Origin of the sequence: Selenomonas bovis DSM 23594, assembly GCF_000381005.1 — a bacterium.
GTDB classification, from domain to species: domain Bacteria; phylum Bacillota; class Negativicutes; order Selenomonadales; family Selenomonadaceae; genus Selenomonas_C; species Selenomonas_C bovis.
Window position 1 is genome coordinate 25,226 of the sequence record NZ_KB908380.1, and the last position, 19,968, is coordinate 45,193.

The 19,968-nt window shown below is 58.5% G+C and carries 13 protein-coding genes, 6 tRNA genes and 2 pseudogenes; 3 read left to right on the forward strand and 18 right to left on the reverse strand.

Features of this window, described 5'->3' with window-relative positions; all coding sequences use genetic code 11:
• Positions 1 to 4: 4 nt before the first annotated feature.
• The 18 genes and pseudogenes from nusG to F599_RS0101850 all read right to left on the reverse strand — a co-directional run.
• On the reverse strand, positions 5 to 574 hold the full coding sequence (gene nusG / locus F599_RS0101760; RefSeq protein WP_019541817.1) for a transcription termination/antitermination protein NusG: 570 nt from the start codon (positions 572 to 574) through the stop codon (positions 5 to 7).
• Between the two features lie 19 nt (positions 575 to 593).
• Entirely contained in the window at positions 594 to 815 is a 222-nt protein-coding gene (gene secE, locus F599_RS15025) for a preprotein translocase subunit SecE (RefSeq protein ID WP_020700445.1), read from the reverse strand.
• Between the two features lie 24 nt (positions 816 to 839).
• On the reverse strand, positions 840 to 989 hold the full coding sequence (gene rpmG, locus F599_RS0101770; protein WP_019541819.1) for a 50S ribosomal protein L33: 150 nt from the start codon (positions 987 to 989) through the stop codon (positions 840 to 842).
• 188 nt (positions 990 to 1,177) lie between these two features.
• Positions 1,178 to 1,254, reverse strand: a tRNA-Met gene (locus F599_RS0101775).
• Positions 1,255 to 1,260: 6 nt separating this feature from the next.
• Positions 1,261 to 1,336: transfer RNA gene (locus F599_RS0101780), tRNA-Thr, on the reverse strand.
• Positions 1,337 to 1,347: 11 nt separating this feature from the next.
• Positions 1,348 to 1,423: transfer RNA gene (locus tag F599_RS0101785), tRNA-Met, on the reverse strand.
• 53 nt (positions 1,424 to 1,476) lie between these two features.
• A tRNA-Met gene (locus tag F599_RS0101790) sits at positions 1,477 to 1,552 on the reverse strand.
• Between the two features lie 183 nt (positions 1,553 to 1,735).
• Positions 1,736 to 3,025 (reverse strand): diphosphate--fructose-6-phosphate 1-phosphotransferase, encoded by a 1,290-nt coding sequence (gene pfp, locus F599_RS0101795; RefSeq protein WP_019541820.1) that lies wholly within the window; start codon positions 3,023 to 3,025, stop codon positions 1,736 to 1,738.
• 161 nt (positions 3,026 to 3,186) lie between these two features.
• Positions 3,187 to 3,262: transfer RNA gene (locus F599_RS0101800), tRNA-Asn, on the reverse strand.
• A gap of 109 nt (positions 3,263 to 3,371) precedes the next feature.
• Positions 3,372 to 4,487: an RNA polymerase sigma factor RpoD gene (gene rpoD / locus F599_RS0101805; protein ID WP_019541821.1), complete on the reverse strand. Its 1,116-nt coding sequence runs from the start codon at positions 4,485 to 4,487 to the stop codon at positions 3,372 to 3,374.
• Positions 4,488 to 4,543: 56 nt separating this feature from the next.
• Positions 4,544 to 6,349 carry a DNA primase gene (gene dnaG, locus F599_RS0101810; RefSeq protein WP_019541822.1) on the reverse strand — a complete coding sequence of 602 codons (1,806 nt, stop codon included), beginning with the start codon at positions 6,347 to 6,349 and terminating at the stop codon, positions 4,544 to 4,546.
• A 154-nt stretch (positions 6,350 to 6,503) separates the two neighbouring features.
• A pseudogene (locus tag F599_RS15320) lies at positions 6,504 to 7,457 on the reverse strand (DDE-type integrase/transposase/recombinase); the annotation flags it as partial.
• 296 nt (positions 7,458 to 7,753) lie between these two features.
• Positions 7,754 to 8,752 (reverse strand): deoxyguanosinetriphosphate triphosphohydrolase, encoded by a 999-nt coding sequence (locus tag F599_RS0101825; RefSeq protein WP_019541825.1) that lies wholly within the window; start codon positions 8,750 to 8,752, stop codon positions 7,754 to 7,756.
• A 209-nt stretch (positions 8,753 to 8,961) separates the two neighbouring features.
• Positions 8,962 to 9,037: transfer RNA gene (locus F599_RS0101830), tRNA-Lys, on the reverse strand.
• A gap of 255 nt (positions 9,038 to 9,292) precedes the next feature.
• Positions 9,293 to 10,093 carry a tRNA pseudouridine(38-40) synthase TruA gene (gene truA / locus F599_RS0101835; protein ID WP_019541826.1) on the reverse strand — a complete coding sequence of 267 codons (801 nt, stop codon included), beginning with the start codon at positions 10,091 to 10,093 and terminating at the stop codon, positions 9,293 to 9,295.
• A gap of 12 nt (positions 10,094 to 10,105) precedes the next feature.
• Positions 10,106 to 10,903, reverse strand: a complete 798-nt coding sequence (locus F599_RS0101840; protein ID WP_019541827.1) for an energy-coupling factor transporter transmembrane component T family protein — start codon at positions 10,901 to 10,903, stop codon at positions 10,106 to 10,108.
• Positions 10,893 to 11,789, reverse strand: coding sequence for an energy-coupling factor transporter ATPase (locus F599_RS0101845; protein WP_019541828.1), 897 nt, complete (start codon positions 11,787 to 11,789; stop codon positions 10,893 to 10,895). Before F599_RS0101845 ends, F599_RS0101840 begins: the two co-directional genes overlap by 11 nt.
• Positions 11,790 to 11,952: 163 nt before the next feature.
• Positions 11,953 to 12,780 (reverse strand): annotated as a pseudogene (locus F599_RS0101850) (energy-coupling factor transporter ATPase); the annotation flags it as partial.
• A gap of 180 nt (positions 12,781 to 12,960) precedes the next feature.
• Here F599_RS0101850 and F599_RS0101855 point away from each other — a divergent pair.
• The 3 genes from F599_RS0101855 to F599_RS0101865 are packed head-to-tail and all read left to right on the forward strand — an operon-like array spanning position 12,961 to position 19,929.
• Positions 12,961 to 15,516, forward strand: a complete 2,556-nt coding sequence (locus F599_RS0101855) for a type I restriction-modification system subunit M (RefSeq protein WP_026327744.1) — start codon at positions 12,961 to 12,963, stop codon at positions 15,514 to 15,516.
• A 1-nt stretch (position 15,517) separates the two neighbouring features.
• A complete protein-coding gene (locus F599_RS0101860; protein WP_019541831.1) occupies positions 15,518 to 16,729 on the forward strand; it encodes a restriction endonuclease subunit S in 1,212 nt (403 codons plus the stop codon).
• A gap of 26 nt (positions 16,730 to 16,755) precedes the next feature.
• Entirely contained in the window at positions 16,756 to 19,929 is a 3,174-nt protein-coding gene (locus F599_RS0101865) for a type I restriction endonuclease subunit R, EcoR124 family (RefSeq protein WP_019541832.1), read from the forward strand.
• The last annotated feature ends 39 nt before the right edge of the window (positions 19,930 to 19,968 follow it).

Here is a 19,968-nt window from a genome sequence, read left to right on the forward strand (position 1 = left end):
GAAGTCAGATTTTCTCGACTTCATCGAAGCCAAGTTCCACCGGAGTCTCCGATCCGCCAAACATCTCGGCAAGGACGGTAAGCCGCCCCTTCTCCATATCAATCGTGGAGACTCTCGCCGTGAAGTTTTCGAAGCTTCCGGAAGTAATGCGGACAGAATCACCGACCTCGACATCGAGGACCGGCCGCTTCTCTGTCTCGCCCATGGAGCCCAGGATGCGCTGTGCTTCCGCATCCGTCAGAGGTATCGGCTCTTTGTTGTCGGAACCAACGAAGCCCGTCACGCCTGTCGTATTGCGCACGACATACCAGCTGCGCGGGTTGACAATCATATCAACGAGCACGTAGCCGGGGAAAATCTTCCGTTTGACGACCTTGCGGCGTCCATTCGCCTCCTCGACGACATCCTCCGTCGGTACGACGACATTGAAAATCTTGTTTTCCATGCCGGCGGAATGCACCTTGCTCTCAAGATCCGTCTTGACCTTGTTCTCATAGCCTGAGTACGTATGGATGACGTACCAGGCACGCTTGGCTTCCTTCTCCGCCTTTCCGGCCTCGTTTTGTGATTCCATTTGGTTTCTCCCAGCCATCTTATCTCAGAATGATGTGGAACAATCTCGCGAAGAACGTATCGCACACCCAGATGAGCGCGCAGACAATCGCCACGGCGATGCCGACGACACACGTATAAGTGACGAGCTCTTTCTTGCTCGACCACGATACCTTTTTCATCTCGGCAACGACTTCCCGCAGAAATTCCACGAGACCCGTCCCCTGCGACGAAGACGATTTAGCGTCTGACAAATTCTTCACATCCTGTCTGCTGCCACGAAGCCCTTACTTCGTTTCCTTATGAACCGTGTGCTTCTTGCAGAACTTGCAGTACTTGTTCATCTCAAGCCGGTCCGGGTTGTTCTTCTTGTTCTTGTTGGTGCGGTAGTTGCGGCTATGGCACTCCGTGCACTCCAACGTGATATTGTTGCGCATTCCTGTTTCCACCCCTTACGTCGCGGATTATGACTCTCCTGATTGAAAACGTCACTAATATAATTTAGCACACCTATCTGTGCGTGTCAACCTGAATTTCGCTGCACGCAAAGAAGTCGAAGCCCTCCTGTGTGCAGCGTGATCCAGGCATAAATAAAACCCCTGAAAAGAGGGGTCTGTCATCGTCTTGGTGGCGGCACAGAGATTTGAACTCCGGACACTGCGGGTATGAACCGCATGCTCTAGCCAACTGAGCTATGCCGCCTCTATCTGGAGCTGATAACCAGGATTGAACTGGTGACCTTATCCTTACCAAGGATACGCTCTACCGACTGAGCTATATCAGCGCTTCCATGCTTGGTTGCGGGGACAGGACTTGAACCTGTGACCTTCGGGTTATGAGCCCGACGAGCTACCGACTGCTCCACCCCGCGATGTTACGGGAAATTTCTTTCCTTATATATAAAACAATATATGTGAGATATCTTGGTTGCGGGGACAGGACTTGAACCTGTGACCTTCGGGTTATGAGCCCGACGAGCTACCGACTGCTCCACCCCGCGATGTTGCCGTTCATCATTTATCAACTCCCGGCTGACAAGATATTATTATAGTGCAGGGCGATATAGATGTCAAGGGATTTTTTCAACATCTTCAAGGGATTTCAACCGTTCTTCAATTAAAAAAGGAGGGCGCCGCTCTTTCTTGAGCCATGCGCCCCCTGCAGCCGCTTTGCGGCGTCTCCCCTATTTCTTCTCGGCCTCCGATGCCGATGTCATCGTCTCCGGTTTTTCGAAAAGATAAGCGTAACGATTGCGGAATTCCTCCTGCGTCATGCGGTAGGCATTTGCGAGCCCCGGATCGTCGAGGTCGCCTTCCTCAAGGCGCATCATGAGGCCACGGGCAATCTTGTAGTGAACCGACTCGATGTTGACCTTGCGCACCTTCGTCTTGCCTGTCGCGGGATCCTTGATGTCCTCGAAGCGCATCGGGATGGCCTTGTTGTCCTGAATCGTGATGAGCGCACCGGAATCCCCCGCCATGAGGAACTGCACAGCGGAATAGCCGAGCGAGCGAGCGTAGTCGATATCGTAGGCAATCGGCGCCGTGCAGCGCAGCTCGTAGCCGATCTCCTTATCGATGATGGAAAGCTTGATGCCGAGCTTCTTCGTCTCCGCGAGGACGGCCTGCTTGAGGATCTCGCCGAAGTCGAGCTCACTGTAGCGGATGTGTCCATGCTCGTCCGTCACGACGGTGCCGAGCTTCTTGAAGTCCTCAGGCGCGATCTTCTCGATGATGCCCTCGGCGATGACGGCCACGCCGTAGTTCTTGCCCATGAGGTAGCGCTTGACAATGGAGCCGGTGATGACATCGACGACCTGCTGCAGCGGGATCTTCTCCTGCGGGAATTCCTCGGGGATGATCGTGAGCGCCGCCCCGGCGCTCCTGCCCATGCCGAGCGCGAGATGACCCGCCGTGCGTCCCATCGCGATGGTGAAGTACCAGCGGTTATTCGTCGTGCGCGCATCCTCCATGAGGTTCTCGACCTCCTCCGTACCGAAGGCGCGCGCCGTCTCGAAACCGAACGTCGGCACGCCGTCAGGCAGCGGCAGGTCGTTGTCGATCGTCTTCGGCACATGCACGACATTGATCGTGCGCCCCATCTTGCGCGCATAGTCGGAGACAGCTGCCGAGCTGTACGCCGTATCGTCGCCGCCGATGGTCACGAGATGCGTGACGCCGAGTTCCGTGAGCGTCTCTACCACCGTACGCAGATCCGATTCCTTCTTCGTCGGATTGAAGCGGCTCATCTTGAGGATGCAGCCGCCCGTCAGATGAATGCGGCTGATATCCTTCGGTTCGAGGCGAATGTAGTTCTTCTCGCCGCGCGCGAGGCGGGAGAAGCCGTCGTAGATGCCGAGCACATCCCAGCCGTGGCGCGTCGCCTCATTCGTGATGCCGGAAATAACGCTGTTGATGCCCGGCGCCGGGCCGCCGCCGCAGACAATGGCAATGACGTTCTTGATTCCAATCATGAAGAGTCCCCCTTTGCAGGCTGATATTCTTATTTCCTTATGTTTCTCCTTGTTTTAATTCTCTTTCTTTTTTCTATATCCTTCTTTTTCAGAAAAATTTCCTTGCCCCTGCATGCAATACAAAAAGGCTGCGCAGAACTTGTCTGCGCAGCCATACTTTCTGGCTCCCCGAACAGGATTCGAACCTGTGACAGCCTGATTAACAGTCAGGTGCTCTACCGGCTGAGCTATCGAGGAATATCAACAACATGTGTTATTATAGGAGGATTTTCCATGATTGTCAAGTATTTTCTTTCCAACCTCAAGAGAAAGTAACTTTGACCACCATGCACGGGCGTCCGTTGCCTCAATCCAGGAAATCCTTAAGCTTGCGGCTGCGGCTCGGGTGACGAAGCTTCCGGAGAGCCTTGGCCTCGATCTGGCGGATGCGTTCGCGCGTGACGCCGAAATTCTGCCCGACCTCCTCGAGCGTACGCGCGCGGCCGTCGTCGAGGCCGAAGCGCAGGCGCAGGACTTTCTCCTCGCGCGGCGTCAGCGTATCGAGCACCTCCTCGAGCTGCTCCTTGAGTAGCATGAACGAGGCGGCGTCCGCCGGCGCAGGCGCGTCCTGATCCTCGATGAAATCGCCAAGGTGGGAGTCCTCCTCCTCGCCGATCGGCGTCTCGAGCGATACCGGTTCCTGCGCGATCTTCATGATCTCGCGCACGCGGTCGACGCCTATGTCCATCTCCTTCGCGATCTCCTCCGGCAGCGGCTCGCGGCCGAGCTGTTGGAGAAGCTGGCGTGAGACGCGGATGAGCTTGTTAATGGTCTCGACCATGTGGACGGGGATGCGGATGGTGCGCGCCTGATCGGCGATGGCGCGCGTGATGGCCTGGCGAATCCACCAGGTCGCGTAGGTACTGAACTTGTAGCCCTTCGTGTAGTCGAATTTCTCGACGGCCTTGATGAGGCCGAGGTTGCCCTCCTGGATGAGGTCGAGGAACAGCATGCCGCGGCCGACGTAGCGCTTCGCGATGGAGACGACGAGCCTGAGGTTCGCCTCGGCGAGGCGCTTCGCGGCCTCCTCGTCGCCGTCATTCATGCGCTTGGCGAGCGCGACCTCCTCCTCTGCCGTCAGCAGGGGCACGCGGCCGATCTCCTTGAGGTACATGCGCACGGGATCATCGATGCTCACGCCCTCCGGCACGGAGAGGTCAATCTCGACTTCCTCGTCATCCTTGTCCGGCAAGTCGTCATCCGGGTCATTCTGCCCGCTGTCATCGACGATCTCGATGCCCTTCTTGCTGAAGGCATCGTACATATCATCGATTTCATCTGGGGAGAGATCCTGCGTCTGCAGTGCTTCCATCAAATCGCCATAGGTGAGCGTGCCGCCGTTCTTCTTGCCCTTCTTGAGCAGTTGCGTGACAATCTCTGCACTGTGGTTTTCCATCTTGGCCGCTTTTTTCTTCTCAGCCATGGAGCAGCCCCCTCTCATACTCATCCATGTCATACAGGTCTATGAACATCAATCTTTCAATCATCCATTTCTTCTTTGAATTTTCTGGCCTCCGCGAGCTTCGCCAAGGCCGCCTCCGCCTCGCCCGCGCGGCTGAGCGCCTCCGCCTCGCGGCTGAGCGCCGCGTAGCGGGCGGTGAGGTAGGTGCGCCGCAGGAGGCGCAGCGAGTCGTCGTAGGCGACGGCCGCCACTCCGGCGTCCTCGCCCTCGACGATGGCGCGGGAGAGTTCCTCCGCGGCCGCCTCATCGAGCGCCGCGGCGGCGCGGACGGCGTCCCAGGGCTCGCCGCGCGCCGCGCAGTCCCTCAGATAGAGGAACACGCTGCGCTGCACCTCGTCGGGCACCGCTTCGAGCGGTATCATCGCCTCGACATGCGCGAGCAGCGTGGCATCCTGCCAGACCGCGCGCATCACGATGCGTCCGGCTTTCTGCAGCGCGCTGTCCGCGCGCCTTGCCGGCGCGCGCCGCACGGCCGCCGCGGCCTCTTCCCGGGCCGGCGGCTGCGCGAGGAAGCGCTGCGGCTCGTGCTGCGCTTTTGCAAGTTCCTCGCGTACGACGCCCTCATCGAGCAGGAGGGCGCGCGCGAGCCGCTTCGTCTGCTCGCTGCGCTCGGCGGCATTTTTGATGCCGACGAGCACGGGCAGCATCTCGCGGAGCGCCTGCATCTTGCCCTCTAGCGTATCGTAGCGCACATGAGAGAGCACGTAGCGCAGGCGGTAGTCGACGAGCGGCAGCGCGTGCTCGATGAGCGTCTGGAACGCCGCCGCGCCGTGCTTCCTGATATACTCGTCCGGATCCTTGCCGTCCGGCACGATGATGACCTTCACGACGGCGCCCGTATCGCGCGCGATCGTGAGCGCGCGCACCGTTGCGTTCTGCCCCGCCTCATCACTGTCGTAGCAGAAATCGATCTCCTTCGCGTACCGCAGGAGCTTCTTGCAATGTTCCTGCGTGAAGGAAGTTCCGAGCGAGGCGACGACATTCCTCACGCCCGCATCAAAGACGGAAATCGCGTCCATGTACCCCTCGACGACGATGGCGCGCCCCTCCTGGCTGATGGCGCGATGAGAACGGTCCAGTCCGAAGAGCAGACGCCGCTTGTTGAAGAGCACCGTCTCCTTCGTATTGAGGTACTTCGGCTTGCTGTCGTCAAGCACGCGCCCGCCGAAGCCGACGATGCGCCCGCGCTCATCCGCGATGGGGATCATCACGCGATGGCGGAACCTGTCGTAGACGCCGCCCTCGCGCCGCTGCTGCGCGAGTCCGCACTCGACGAGATACGCCTCCGGCACGCCGCGCTTCAGGAACGCGCTCGTGAGCTTATCCCACGCGTCCGGCGCGTAGCCGAGGCTGAACTCCTCGATGGTCTCCGCTGAGATGCCGCGCCCGGCGAAATACGCCTTGCCCTCCTCGCCGTAATGCGTCATGACGAGACAGTTGTGGAAGAACGTCCGCGCCATCTCATTGACCTTCAGGAGATCCTGGAGCTTCTGCTCGCGCTCTCGCTCCTGCGGAGACTTCGGACGCTCGGGAATCGGTATCCCCAGTTTCTCTGCCTGCAGCTTGATGGCCTCGAAATAGCTCACATTCTCTATGAGCGACAAGAACTTGAAGACATTGCCACCTGCATGACAGCCGAAGCAATAAAAAAATCCCTTATCGGGAACGACCGAGAACGACGGCGTATGTTCCTGATGAAACGGACAGCAGCCCCAGAACCGGCCGCCCTTGCGCTTGAGCGCGACATACTGGGAGACGACGGCTACAATATCAGAGGACTGCTCGACGCGTTCCACGAACTCATCCATCTCTGCACTGCGCATTGTCTTCCCTCCGTCAAGGTATATATATTCACCACAAAATGGAAATTTCCTTTTTGTAGGAAAGTCAATGATGTGACACCAGAAAAAATCATACGGAAACGTCCCCATAGATGAAATCCATAATGTTTTCCGGCAACTTCGGAGCTTTTCTGGGAGAGCTTATAGGCATCAGCTTCTTCGTCATCTCTTCAGGCGTGAGCCAGCTGAGGACACGCGAGGGAATACGGTTGGAACGATATAGGTAGTTGGACATCTGATATAGAAGATCATTGTAAGAGTAGAAGCTCAGATGATTGTAAAAGCGCTCCTGGTCGTTCCTGTGGCTGCGTTCCACCTTTCCGTTGTGGCGAGGCGTTCTTGGACGTATGAGCTTGTGCTCAATGCAGATCTTCTGGCAGAGGGCGTCCATGGGATGGATGCGGTCCGTCTTCCTTGTGTAAGTGAACTCCGAGCCATTGTCGGTCTGGATGATTGCAGGAACGTACTTGAAGAAAAGGATGGCCCTTCTGATGAAATCGCAGGTGGAGGCACTGCTCTGCTCCATGTAGGGGTAGATGAAGCGCTTGCGCGCAGCCTCGTCGATCATCGTATATTGGTAGAATTTCTGCCCGTCCTGACTGGCATAGCAGGTAGCCGGGACGTATTTGACATCCATCTGCCATTTGACGCCCAGGGAGGTGGGAGTATCATAGGGCATAGGGACATGCTTTTCCTTCGTGCTGGCAGCTTTTCCGGGGCGCAAGCCAAGGCGTATGAGGAGACGGCGCAAGGAGCCGGGATGGCGGTGGTAGCCCTTTTTACGGTGCAGCTTCCACCAGAGTTCAGGACAGGATATGTCAGGCGTACGCCTGACAAGATTTCTGACCCACTTGATTTCCTCCGGGGTATGCGAATTGGGATGAGGCGTACGGGGGCGGTGAGAATGATCCATAAGGCTACCGGGCGTACCGTCGTAGCGCTTGTTCCAGCGAAGGAGAGAAGATTTGGAAACCTTGTATCGTCGGCAAACGAAAGAGATGTCATGTTCCGAACGATAAAGTTTCACAGCATGGATGCGGGTGTGAAGTTCGTGTGGCAGATAACGCTTGATTGGTGTTATAATGGACATGCGATTAAATCTCCTTTTTGTGTTTTTGACCAATTACATCTTAGGGGATTTAATCGCTTTTGTATATAGCCTTCGGTGTCACATCTATTGTATACCTACACACCACAAAATGGAAATTTCCTTTTTCTCTTGACAAAAATAATTCTTTGATTCCCATGAAATTTTTCCTGCCCGCCGGCGAATGCCGCAGAGCCACGCCGCCGCGCGTCTCCTACCGCTTGTAAAAGCAGCGCCGCGCTGCCTCCGGGAGGGAGTGCCGCAGTCCGCAACCGCGTCCCGCGATCTCTCTGCGGCGCTCAGTGCACCATGAGCCCGACCGGCGGCATGAAAATCTCGTTGAAGAGCTGCACCGCGTAGCTGTCCGTGAGCCCTGCCACATAGTCCGTGACCGTCTGCTGACGTCCCCAGCACGCCTCGCGCGCCGCGAACTCCTGCGGCAGCGCATCGAAATGCGAGAGGAAGTAGCCATAGAGCTCCCGCAGCACGAACGTCGCCTGCCGCCGTTCGTGCGCGAGCACATCCGAGCGATAGATACGCTCGAACATGAACGAGCGGAACACATCCATGGCCTCCTTGCAGGCCGCCCCCTGCAGGATGTCGTCCTTCCCCGCGGACGCCGTAATCATATCGGCAACCATGCTCGTGATCATATGCGAGGTATCCGTGCCGAGGCGCTCGTAGACGACCTGCGGCAGATCGCCGGGTTTCAGCAGCCCCGCGCGCAGGCTGTCGTCGTAGTCATGCGCGAGATAGGCGATGCGGTCCGCCGTGCGCACGATGCGCCCCTCGAGCGTCTTGGGGAGGTGCTTGCCCGTATGGTTCACGATGCCGTCCTTGACTTCGCGCGTGAGATTGAGCCCTTTACCGCCCTTCTCGAGGAATTCGACGACGCGCAGGCTCTGCTCGTTGTGCGCGAAATGCCCCGTGAGCTCCGCCATCGCCGCCTCGCCCGCGTGGCCGAACGGCGTGTGCCCCACATCGTGCCCGAGCGCGATGGCCTCCGCGAGATCCTCATTGAGCCGGAGCCCGCGCGCGATCGTGCGCGAGATCTGCGAGACCTCGAGGCTGTGCGTCATGCGCGTGCGGTAGTGATCGCCCGCGACGATGTAGACCTGCGTCTTGTGCTTGAGCCGGCGGAACGACTTCGAGTGCAGGATGCGGTCGCGGTCGCGCTGGAACTTCGTGCGGAACGGACACTCCTCCATCGGCTCCTTCCGGCGGGCCTCGCGGCTCTTCGCTGCAAATTCAGAAAGGAACTCATACTCGAGCGCCTCCGATCTCTCCCTCACGTTCATCCCCGCACCTCTTCTCTCTGCAGTATCTATTCATTCTATTAAACATCCGCGGCCAAAATCCTGCCTGGCACGCAGAAAAAGCAAACTTGCCTCCCCCGCTGCCGCCCTGACAGGCAACGCGCGCAGCCAGGCGGCCGCAAGATACGAAAAGCACCCTATCGATAACGATAGAGTGCTATCAAAGCCCACCCATGGGCTGCATGTTCAAATGGTGACCCACCACGGAATCGAACCGTGAACCTACTGATTAAGAGTCAGTTGCTCTGCCAGTTGAGCTAGTGAGTCATGCCGTATCTCTTAACGACAAGACATATTATAGCCCCTCTGTTTTCATCTGTCAACAGTTTTTTCAATATTTTTTGAGGAACCGCTGATTAAATGAGGTGCTCCGGATTTACGCGGATGCACTGTATCTCCCTAGGAGACAAACCGCAGGCGTAGCGGCAAAACGCTCCATCGCGTTTTGTGCTGAGGATTTGTCGACGACGGGAGGACAGTGCAGACGTGTGAAGACGGAGTGCCGAATTAATCAGTGGTTCCTTAAGAGGCTGCCGTCGCCTCCTCCCCGTACGCGACGTGCAGCAGATAGAGCCCGTGCGCGGGCGCCGTCGCGCTCGCCTGCGCGCGGTCGCGCGAGGCGAGGATGCGGTCGATGTCCGCGGGCTGGAGCACGCCGAGGCCGACATTTGCGATGGTGCCCATGAGGTTGCGCACCATGTGGTAGAGGAACCCGCTGCCGTGGATGCGGCAGGCGAGCAGCCCGGGGCGCTCCTCCTCGAGCGTCGCCTCGTACATCGTGCGCACGGGGCTCATCGGCGCGCCGCCCGCCGCGCGGAACGCGGAGAAGTCATGCGTGCCGAGGATGCGCGCGAGCGCCGCCCGCATGGCCGCGCAGTCGAGCGGCCTGCGGATGTACCAGGCATAGCGCGCGAGCATGGGATCCGGCGTCTCCCCCTGCGCGATGCGGTAGAGATACGTCTTTGAACGCGCGCTGTGACGCGCGGAGAACGTCCGGTCCGCCTCCCAGGCCTCCTTGACGACGATGTCAGGCGGCAGCAGGCTGTTCGCCGCGCGCGCGATGCGCGAGACGGGGATCGTGCCGTCCGTGAAGAAATTGACCACCTGCCCGTAGGCGTGGACGCCGGCGTCCGTGCGGCCGGACGCCGCGAGCTCGATGGAGTCGCCGAAGATGCGCGCGAGCTTCTCCTCGAGCACATTCTGCACGGCGATGACAGGCGGCGTCTGCCGCTGGAACCCCGCGTAGGCCGTGCCGTCATAGGCGACGCGCAGCGCGATGTTGCGCGCGCGCGCCTTCATCATTTCCTTATGTTCGCGTTTCATCGCCCGCCTCCCTCAGAGCAGCCAGAGTGCGGCGAGCAGCGCGAAGAGCAGCGCCGTCCCCGCCCAGGCCACATAGTCGAGCGGCACGAAGCGCAGCTGCTTCATCTGCGTGCGCCCCTCGCCGCCGTGATAGCAGCGCGCCTCCATCGCCATCGCGAGCTCGTCGGCGCGGCGGAACGCCGAGATGAAGAGCGGCACGAGGATAGGCACGACGCTCTTGAGCCGCCGCGCGATGCTGCCCGTCGTGAAATCCGCGCCGCGCGCCTGCTGCGCCTTCATGATCTTGTCCGTCTCCTCGAGGAGCGTCGGCACGAAGCGCAGCGCGATCGTCATCATCATCGCGAGCTCATGCGCAGGCACGCCGATGCGTTTGAGCGGCGAGAGCAACGCCTCGAGCGCGTCCGTGAGCTTCAGCGGGCTCGTCGTGAACGTCAGCAGCGATGAGAGCAGCAGGAGCAGCACGAGACGCAGGCAGATGAAAAATCCATGCGAGAGTCCCTCCCAGGTCAGAGAGAACATCCAGACCTGCGCGATCTCCTCGCCCGGCGTCGTGCAGAGATGGATGACGAACGTGAAGAGCAGGATCCACCAGAGCGGTTTCAGCGAGCCGACGAGCGTCCGCAGCGGCACACGCGAAAGGAGCATGCAGCCGAGCGTCAAAAGGCTCATCACGAAATAGTCCGCGGGCTGGTCGAAGAGAAACAGCGCGACGATGAGCGCGAAGAGCACGACGAGCTTCGTGCGCGGGTCGAGCCGGTGCAGCAGCGAATTTCCCGGGAAATACTGCCCGATCGTGATATTACTGAGCATGGCGTCCGCCCTCCTTCCCCCTGAGCGCCCGCGCGATGGCGGCCGCCGCCTCCGCGGGCGTGCGCAGCGCCGCGTCGGCCTCGCCAAGCGGCACGCCCGCCGCCCGGAGCGCCGTCATGAGCCGCATGAGCGCCGGCTGGCGCAGCCCGGCCTCCGCGATGCGCTCGCGCTCGGCAAAGACCGCGGCCGGCGCGCCCTGCAGGAGAATCTCCCCCTGCCGCAGCACGACGACCTCATCGGCAATCGCGAAGACATCCTCCATATTATGCGAGACAAAGACGATCGTCGTCCCCTCCGCCGCGTGGAGCTCCCGGATCAGCGCGAGCAGCTCGCGTCTGCCGCGCGGATCGAGCCCCGCCGTCGGCTCATCGAGGACGAGATACGCGGGATGGAGTGCGAGCACGCCCGCGAGCGCGACGCGCCGCATCTGCCCGCCTGAGAGCTGGAACGGCGAGCGATCGCGATACGCCTCGAAATCGAGATGCACGCGCGCCATCGCCTCCCGCACGCGCGCCGCGACCTCCGCCTCAGCGAGGCCGAAGCTGCGCGGCCCGAAGGCGATATCCTCATAGATGCTCTCCTCGAAGAGCTGATGCTCCGCGTACTGGAAGACGAGCCCGACCTTGCGCCGGGCTGCGAGCGCCGCCCGCTTCTCCTGCTTCGTATGCGCGGCGAGATCCGTGCCGTCGATGCACACCCGCCCGCTGTCCGGATGGATGAGACCGCCGATGTGCTGGAGCAGCGTCGATTTCCCCGAGCCCGTATGCCCCGCGAGCGCCGTGATGCTGCCCTCCGCGATCGTGAGGTGGATGCCCTTGAGCGCCTGCCGCTCATACGGCGTACCGGGGAGATACGTAAAGCTCACATCCTCAAGCTCGATGGCCAAGCCCATCGCCCCCTTTCTCCGCCGCGCGGCCAGGCATCGCCTGCTGACGAGCGCCGCGTCCTGCGGGGACTCCTGCCGCACGCTCCACCGCGTGGCCAGACGCCTCCGCCTGCCGCTCCTGCGCGGCATTTCCTCCTGCCGCGGCGACGGTACTCTCCGCCGCGCGGCCGAGCGCCGCCACGAGCTCCGTCTCCGTCAGGAGATCCGCGGGCAGCGCGATGCCCGCCGCGCGCAGCCGATCGCGCAGCTCCACGGCGAGCGGCACCTCGAGCCCGAGCGCGCGCAGCTCGTCTGCGTGCGAGAACACCGCGCGCGGCGGCGCGTCCATGACGACATGCCCCTGGTCGAGCACGACGACGCGATCCGCCGCCGCAGCCTCCTCCATGAAATGCGTGATGTAGATGACCGTGATCTGCTGCTCCTCATGGAGGCGCTTCACGATGGAGAGAATCTCCGCGCGCCCCTCAGGATCGAGCATCGCCGTCGCCTCATCGAACACGATGGCCTCCGTCTGCATCGCGAGCGTCCCCGCGATCGCCACGCGCTGCTTCTGACCGCCCGAGAGCAGATGCGGCGCATAGGAACGGAACGGCGTCATATTCACAGCCGCGAGCGCCGCATCGACACGCCTGCGGATCTCAGCGGACGGCACGCCGAGATTCTCCGGGCCGAACGCCACATCATCCTCGACGACCGCCGCGATGAGCTGATTATCAGGATTCTGGAACACCATGCCGACCTTCTGCCGGATGCGCCAGACCTCCGCCTCCTCCCGCGTATCGATGCCATCGACGCGGCACGCGCCCTCCGTCGGCAACAGCAGCGCGTTGAGATGCTTCGCGAGCGTCGACTTCCCCGACCCATTCGAGCCGAGCACCGCGACGAACTCCCCGCGCCCGATCGAGAGCGACACATCATCCAGCGCCCGCCGCTCTCCCTCCTCTCCCGCATGATACACATGCGAGAGATGTTCTATTTCGATAAAGGCCATAGCCACCGTTCCTTTGCTGATTGATATACAGGAAATATTATACGACAGCCAAAAGGTAAAGGCAACCACAGCAAAAGGTTGACTATAAGCCCCGCGCCCCGGCACTATTGGCAATTCCTCTGAGCGTAGCTATAATGAGAATAGCCCGAAGAAATCACGTGTGAAATGGAGAGACACATCATGACGAAACAGGAACTGGCGGCGAAGATCTGGGCAACGGCGAATGTACTGCGCAAGAACATCAAGGCATCGGAATATAAAGATTATATCCTCGGCTTCATGTTCTACAAATACCTTTCCGACAATGAAATCAAGTTCATCAAAGACGACGGCGGAACTATAGACGATCTGAAACAGGTGACTACGGAAGACGATATCAACTATTTACGCGATCGCATCGGCTATTTCATCGCCTATAACGACTTATTCTCGTCCTGGCAGACGCTTGGCCAGAAGCTCGGCGCGCAGACGGTCACGGAGGCCATCGATCGTTTCTATCAGAGCCTCTCGGACAAGAGTGCGCGCGTCTTCTATGTCTACAATCAGGACGTCGACCGCCACTCCGGCGTCTTCAACGCGCTCGACGCCGGTCTCTCCAAGCTCGGCGAGAACATCGGCAGCCGCGACAAAGCCGTCCGCGACATCATCGACCTCGTCGCACAGATACCGGCCCAGTCGAGCTCTTATGATGTGATGGGCTACATCTACGAGTATCTGATCCAGCAGTTCTCCTCCGAGGCGAAGAAGGACGGCGCTTTCTACACGCCGCACGAATTGACTTCCCTGATGGCGCGCATCATCGCCGAACGCCTCAAAGACCGCAGCCCAAGCGAAGATATTCAAGTCTATGACCCCTGCGTCGGCACGGCAGGCCTGCTGCTGAACATCGGCACGGAAATCGGCAAATACCATGACAAGGACCATATACAGTACTACGGTCAGGAACTCATCACCGAAACGTCCAACCTCGCCAAGATGAACCTATTCATGAAGAACATCTCCTACGAAAATCTCATCCTCCGCAACGCCGACACGCTCGACGAGGACTGGCCGATCGATCCGGAAAACGCTTGCGGCCCGCTCTCCGTCGATGCCGTGACGGCCAATCCTCCCTACTCCGCACATTGGGATCCCGAGCTCCACACGAGCGACGAGCGTTTCCGCCAGTACGGCCTGGCCCCGTCGACCAAGGCCGACCTCGCCTTCCTGCTCCACTGCCTCTACCACATCAAGCCGGACGGCATCATGGCCATCGTCCTGCCACACGGCGTCCTCTTCCGCGGCGGCGCCGAAGAAGAGATCCGCAAGAACCTCATCGAGAACAACAACATCGAGACGATCATCGGCCTGCCGTCGAACCTCTTCTTCTCGACCGGCATCCCCGTCATCGTCATGATTCTCTCGAAGAACCGCGCCGCAAGCGACATTCTCTTCATCGACGCCTCCCAGTCCTTCCAGAAAGACAAGACGCAGAACGTCCTGCAAGAGTCGGACGTGCAGCGCATCTACGACGCCGTCATCGCACGGCGCGACATACCGCACTTCGCGCGTCTCGTCTCGAAAGAGCAGATTGTCGCCGAGGGCTACAACCTCAACATCCCGCGCTACATCTCCGCCACACAGGAAGAAGCGCCGTACGACCTCTACGCCCTGATGACCGGCGATATTGCCAAGGACGAGCTCGACGTCTTTGCCGACTTCTGGCAGCAGTTCCCGCAGCTCCGCTCCAAGCTCTTCGCCGCCGACGGCTCCTACAGCCGCTTTATCACGAAAGATATCGCCGATGTCGTGCACGCCGACGAAGGTGTCGTCTCCCTCCAGTCGGACTTCCAGAAGCAATGTCAAGGCTTCCACACCTACCTGATACACACGCTCATCGACAGTCCGACCGATGGGCGCACGCATGACAAGATCGCCGCCACCCTCTTCCAGACCTTCCGACAGACGGCCCTCGTCGACGTCTACGACATCTATCAGGCGTTCTCCGACCAATGGGATGATATCGAGGCCGACCTCATACGCATCCACGACGAAGGTCGGGAAATCTGCCGTCAGATCGAGCCTGACATCGTTCTCAAGAAGAACGCCAAAACAAAGCGCTTTGAGGAAGTCATGGTCGGCATGCGCGGCAAAGTCATCCCCTTGGGCCTCATCAAAAAGACCTATTTCCCCGAAGACCTCGCCAAGATCCAGGAGCTGCTGCGCAAGGCCGACGATGCCGCCTCAACCATTCAGGACATCTTTGAGAATCTCTCGGACGATGCAAAAGAAGCCATCGTCAAGGACGACGACGACACGAAGTACGAGCTCAAGAAGCTCAAGGCCGCGATCAAGTCACCGGTCGACCTCACCGCCGACGACCTCGCCGCACTCCGGCAGATGCTACACGAGATCGACGCGGAGAAAGCCTACAAGAAAAAAGCCAAGACCGCCGACGCCGCACTCGAGAAAAAGACCGAAGCCAAGGCGCAGTCTCTCACCGACGAGGAAGTCCACGACATGCTCGAAAAGACCTGGGTCACCCCCGTGACCGACGCCATCCAGAGTGTCATGCAGCGCGTCATCGAGGACTTCATTCGCGCACTCAAAGACCTCAAACAGAAATACGCCGACCCGCTCTCCGAGCTCGACAAGCAAGAGCAGGAAGAAAGCACCAAGCTCAAAGCCCTGATGAGCGAACTCACCGGTTCCGACACCGACGTCAAAGCCATGAAGATGCTGATGGAGGAACTTTGAGATGAAAGAGAAGAAAGTACCGGCGATACGTTTTCAAGGTTTTACGGATGATTGGGAACAGCGTAAGGTCGGAAATCTCTATGATTTTAAGAACGGCTTGAATAAAGGTAAGGAGTTTTTTGGTACAGGTGTACCTATTGTTAATTTCACAGATGTATTCCATCATCGAGGTCTTATTGCAAGCCAATTATATGGCAGAGTAAGCCTTACACCTGAGGAAGTTCATAATTTTTTAGTGAAGAAGGGAGATATATTTTTCACTAGGACATCCGAAACTATTGAAGAGATAGGCTATCCATCTGTCATGTTAGATACACCTAAGGATACTGTATTTAGTGGTTTTGTCTTGAGAGGACGAAGTATTGAAGATAGTGACTCATTAGATGATTTATTCAAGAAATACGTCTTTTTTACTAAGTCGTTTCGCAGTGAGATGACAAAGAAAAGTTCTATGACGACACGCGCTTTGACCTCAGGAACCTCCATTAAGAAAATGTTGTTTCACTATCCAGAATCTAAGAAAGAACAGCATCAAATTGGCTTTTGTATTACCGAACTAGATAATCTTATCGCCCTTCATCAGCGTAAGCTGACCAAGCTCCAGCTCCTAAAAAAATCCATGCTCACCAAAATGTTCCCGAAAGACGGCGCTCGCGTCCCAGAAATACGCTTTCAAGGATTTCATGGTAATTGGGAACATCGGAAGATTTCTGAAATGTTTAAAATAACCAGAGGTTATGTTCTTCCTACTAAATATACAATTGACATACAGGATGATATTAATAAATATCCCGTATTCTCATCACAAACAGCTAACAACGGATTGATGGGATATTATAAAGATTACCTATATGAAAATGCAATCACCTGGACAACAGATGGAGCTAACGCAGGAACGGTTAGATATAGACGCGGAAAGTTCTATTGTACCAATGTTTGCGGTGTATTATTATCGGATAATATAACCGCATCTAAGATGATTGCTGAGGCATTAAATCAAGTTGCAAAGAAATATGTTTCTTATGTTGGAAATCCTAAACTAATGAATAATGTCATGGCAGATATTGTCATTTCATTACCTCAGGATAAAGAGGAACAGGATGTAATTTCAAAGTATTTCGAGATGGTTGACTACCTTATCCTCCTTCAACAACGCAAATTATCAAAACTCCATCAAATCAAACAAGCCATGCTATCCAAACTATTTGTCTAACCCACGCAAGAAAGAAGGTCATCGTCATGCCTTTACCCTACACTGGCCCTCATGGAGAGCTGAATTTTGAGGCGGATTTCATTGCCTTGCTCCAGCAGTCGGGCTGGGAGAAGCAGGTGCTCCGAAACTACACAATCGAGGACTTGATCGCGAACTGGCGGCAGATCCTCTTTGAGCGGAACCGCGCGGTGCTGCACGGCGTGCCGCTGTCGGATGATGAGATGCAGCGCGTACTCGATAGTCTGCGACAGTATGCCGACACGCCGGTCAAGGCGAATCACTTCCTCAACAGTGCAGAGCGCGGGCTGGCCGTCCGACGCGACCGCGACTCGCAGGATACAGCTCATGCGGGCAAGGAGGTCTACCTCAATCTCTTCCGGGCGCGCGAGATTGCCGGTGGCTCATCGCGCTATCAGATTGCCGAGCAGACGCAGTTCATCAGCACGAATCCAAACTACCCCGACCGTCGCGGCGACATCACCCTTTTGATTGACGGTATCCCGGTCATCCAGATCGAGCTCAAGGCGTCGGGCGTCGATGTGTTCGAGGCGGCGACGCAGATCCAGAAGTACACGAAGGAGAACATCTTCAAGGGCTTTATGGGCCTTGTGCAGGTCTTCTGGGCCATCTCGCCCGAGGATGCGCTGTACTTCGCCAATCCCGGCGGGGCAGACCGCTTCAATCCAGCGTTCTTCTTTCACTGGGGTGACCGCGACAACCACATCATCCGCGACTGGCGCGAGCTCATCACGGGGCCGTCGCACATCCTTTCCGTCCCCGAGGCCCACAAGCTGATTGGCTACTATACCATCGCCGACCGCAATGCCGACGTGCTCAAGGTCTGCCGCAGCTACCAGTACACGGCCATCAATGCCATCGTGAACCGCGCCATGAAGCAGCGCTGGGGCGAGCATCAACAGCGCGGCGGCTTCGTCTGGTGCACGACTGGCGGCGGCAAGACGATGACCTCGTTCAAGGCAGGCCAGCTGATCCTCGACATGGGCTTTGCCGACAAGGTCGTCTTCGTCGTCGACCGCCGCGCGCTCGATGAGCAGTCGACGCGCGAATACAATTCCTTTGCGCGCGACGGCGAGAGCGTCTGTAGCACGACTTCCTCCGTCAACCTCTTCAACAAGCTCAAGAGCCGCAAGGCCGACGATGCCATGATCATGACCTCCATCCAGAAGCTCGCCAACGTCAACGAAGAGGCCAGCCATATCGACGCCGCGACGCTCGCAGAGGTCGCGGGCAGGCGCATCTGTTTCATCGTCGATGAGGCGCACCGCAGTCAATTCGGCAAGATGCACCGGCGCGTGAAGGATACGTTCTACAACGCCTTGTTCTTCGGTTTCACCGGCACGCCGATCCTCGCCAAGAACATGAAGGGCAGCGAGGAGACGACGGAATCCATCTTCGGCCCCTGCCTCGCCGTCTATTCGCTGGCGACGGGCATCCGCGATGGCAATGTCCTGGGCTTCTGGCCCGAGTACAATCCGACATTCGCGGAAAAGGACATGCGCCGCGTCATCGCGCTGCGCGAAGCCAAAGTCAACGACGAGTCGGAGCTGAAGCCAGGGACGAAGTCGTTCGCCGCCTACCAGTACTATATGACGAAGGCGCCGATGGCGACCGTCTGCGAGCTGGACGGCACCATCAAGACGAAGGGCATCGAGGACTTCTTCAGCTCGGCCGACTACGATAGTGACGCGCACCGCCGCGCCGTCGTCCAGCACATCCTCGACAACCGCCTGATGGTGGCGTTCGGTGGGGAGCACGGCACGCGCTTCCACGGGATGCTGGCGACGAGTTCCATTCCCGAGGCCTATGCTTACTGGCAGCTCTTCCAGGAGATGGCTCCTGACCTCCATGTCACGGCGCTCTTTGACCCGAATATCGACCAGAATACCGAGGGCGTCATCAACAAAGAAGAATGGCTCATCGCGATCGTCGGACGCTACAATGAGGAGTTCCAGACGCAGTTCAACCGCAAGACGGACCCGCATTATGAGCGCTTCAAGAGCGACCTGACGGCCCGTCTCGCCCACAAGAAGCCCTACCAGCATATCGGCAGAGACCCGGCCAAGTGCCTCGACCTCGTCATCGTCGTCGACCAGCTGTTGACGGGCTTCGACTCGGTCTACCTCAATGTCCTCTACATGGACAAGGTCATGGAATCCGACGCGCTGATCCAGGCGATTTCCCGCACGAATCGCGTCTATGACAATGCCGAGAAGCCCTGGGGCATGGTGAAGTTCTACCGCAAGACGCACACGATGCGCCGCAACCTCCAGGACGCGCTAGAGCTCTACTGCGAGGGCGACACGGCCGGTGTCATGGAGCAGGAGCTCATGGCCAACCTCCATCTGCTCAACGCGCTGTACAAAGACATCGCGGCCTTGTTCGAGCATGACGGCATCGAGCATTTGTGCCGCTTGCCAGAGGATCCCGCCACGCAGCAGAAGTTCCGCAAGGATTTCACGAAGATGCGCTCGACGCTGCGCGCTGCTTTCCTGCAGGGCTTCCAGTGGAGCGGCGCGTACGCAGGCAGCCTCATCTTTGACGAGATGACGTATCACATCCTGCGCGAGCGCTTCCGTGAGTTACCGAGCACCGGCACGCACTCCCAGCCGCCAAGAGCAGGCTATCAGCTCGAGACGAATCTGACCTCTGTCCTAGGCGAGCAGATCGACTCCGACTATCTGGAGTCACGCTTCAAGATCCTGACCATCAGCGACATCGAGGCGCGTGATCAGGAAGCGAATAAGGCAGCCGTCATGAAGGACATCGAAGCGAATCTCGGCATCCTGCCAGCGCGTCTCCAGCCCTACGCGCGCCAAGTCCTCGACGACATCCAGTCGGGAACTCTCTGCGCAGAGCCGGGCAAGCGGTTCCGCACCTACATCACCGAGTACCGCGAGCACGCCATCAGCCACGCCGTCCACGAGGAGGCCGCGAAATACGGCATCGACGAGGCGAAGCTGCTCGATGTCTACCGCACGACCGGCACGCAGGGCATTAACCAAATCGCGCTCAAGGAGGTCGAGAATACCGCCGACATCACCAAGATCATGCAGATCTACGGCTGCTCCCGCTTCGCCGCCAAAAGCAAGCTCCACGCGGCGCTCACGAACTACATCAGCGCGCAGCGGGCGGAGGCAGTGGATGTCCAGAACACGAAGAATAACAAGACAGACAACTGATCCCTGAGATGTGTGCTGCAACTGTGCGAGCATACGCCG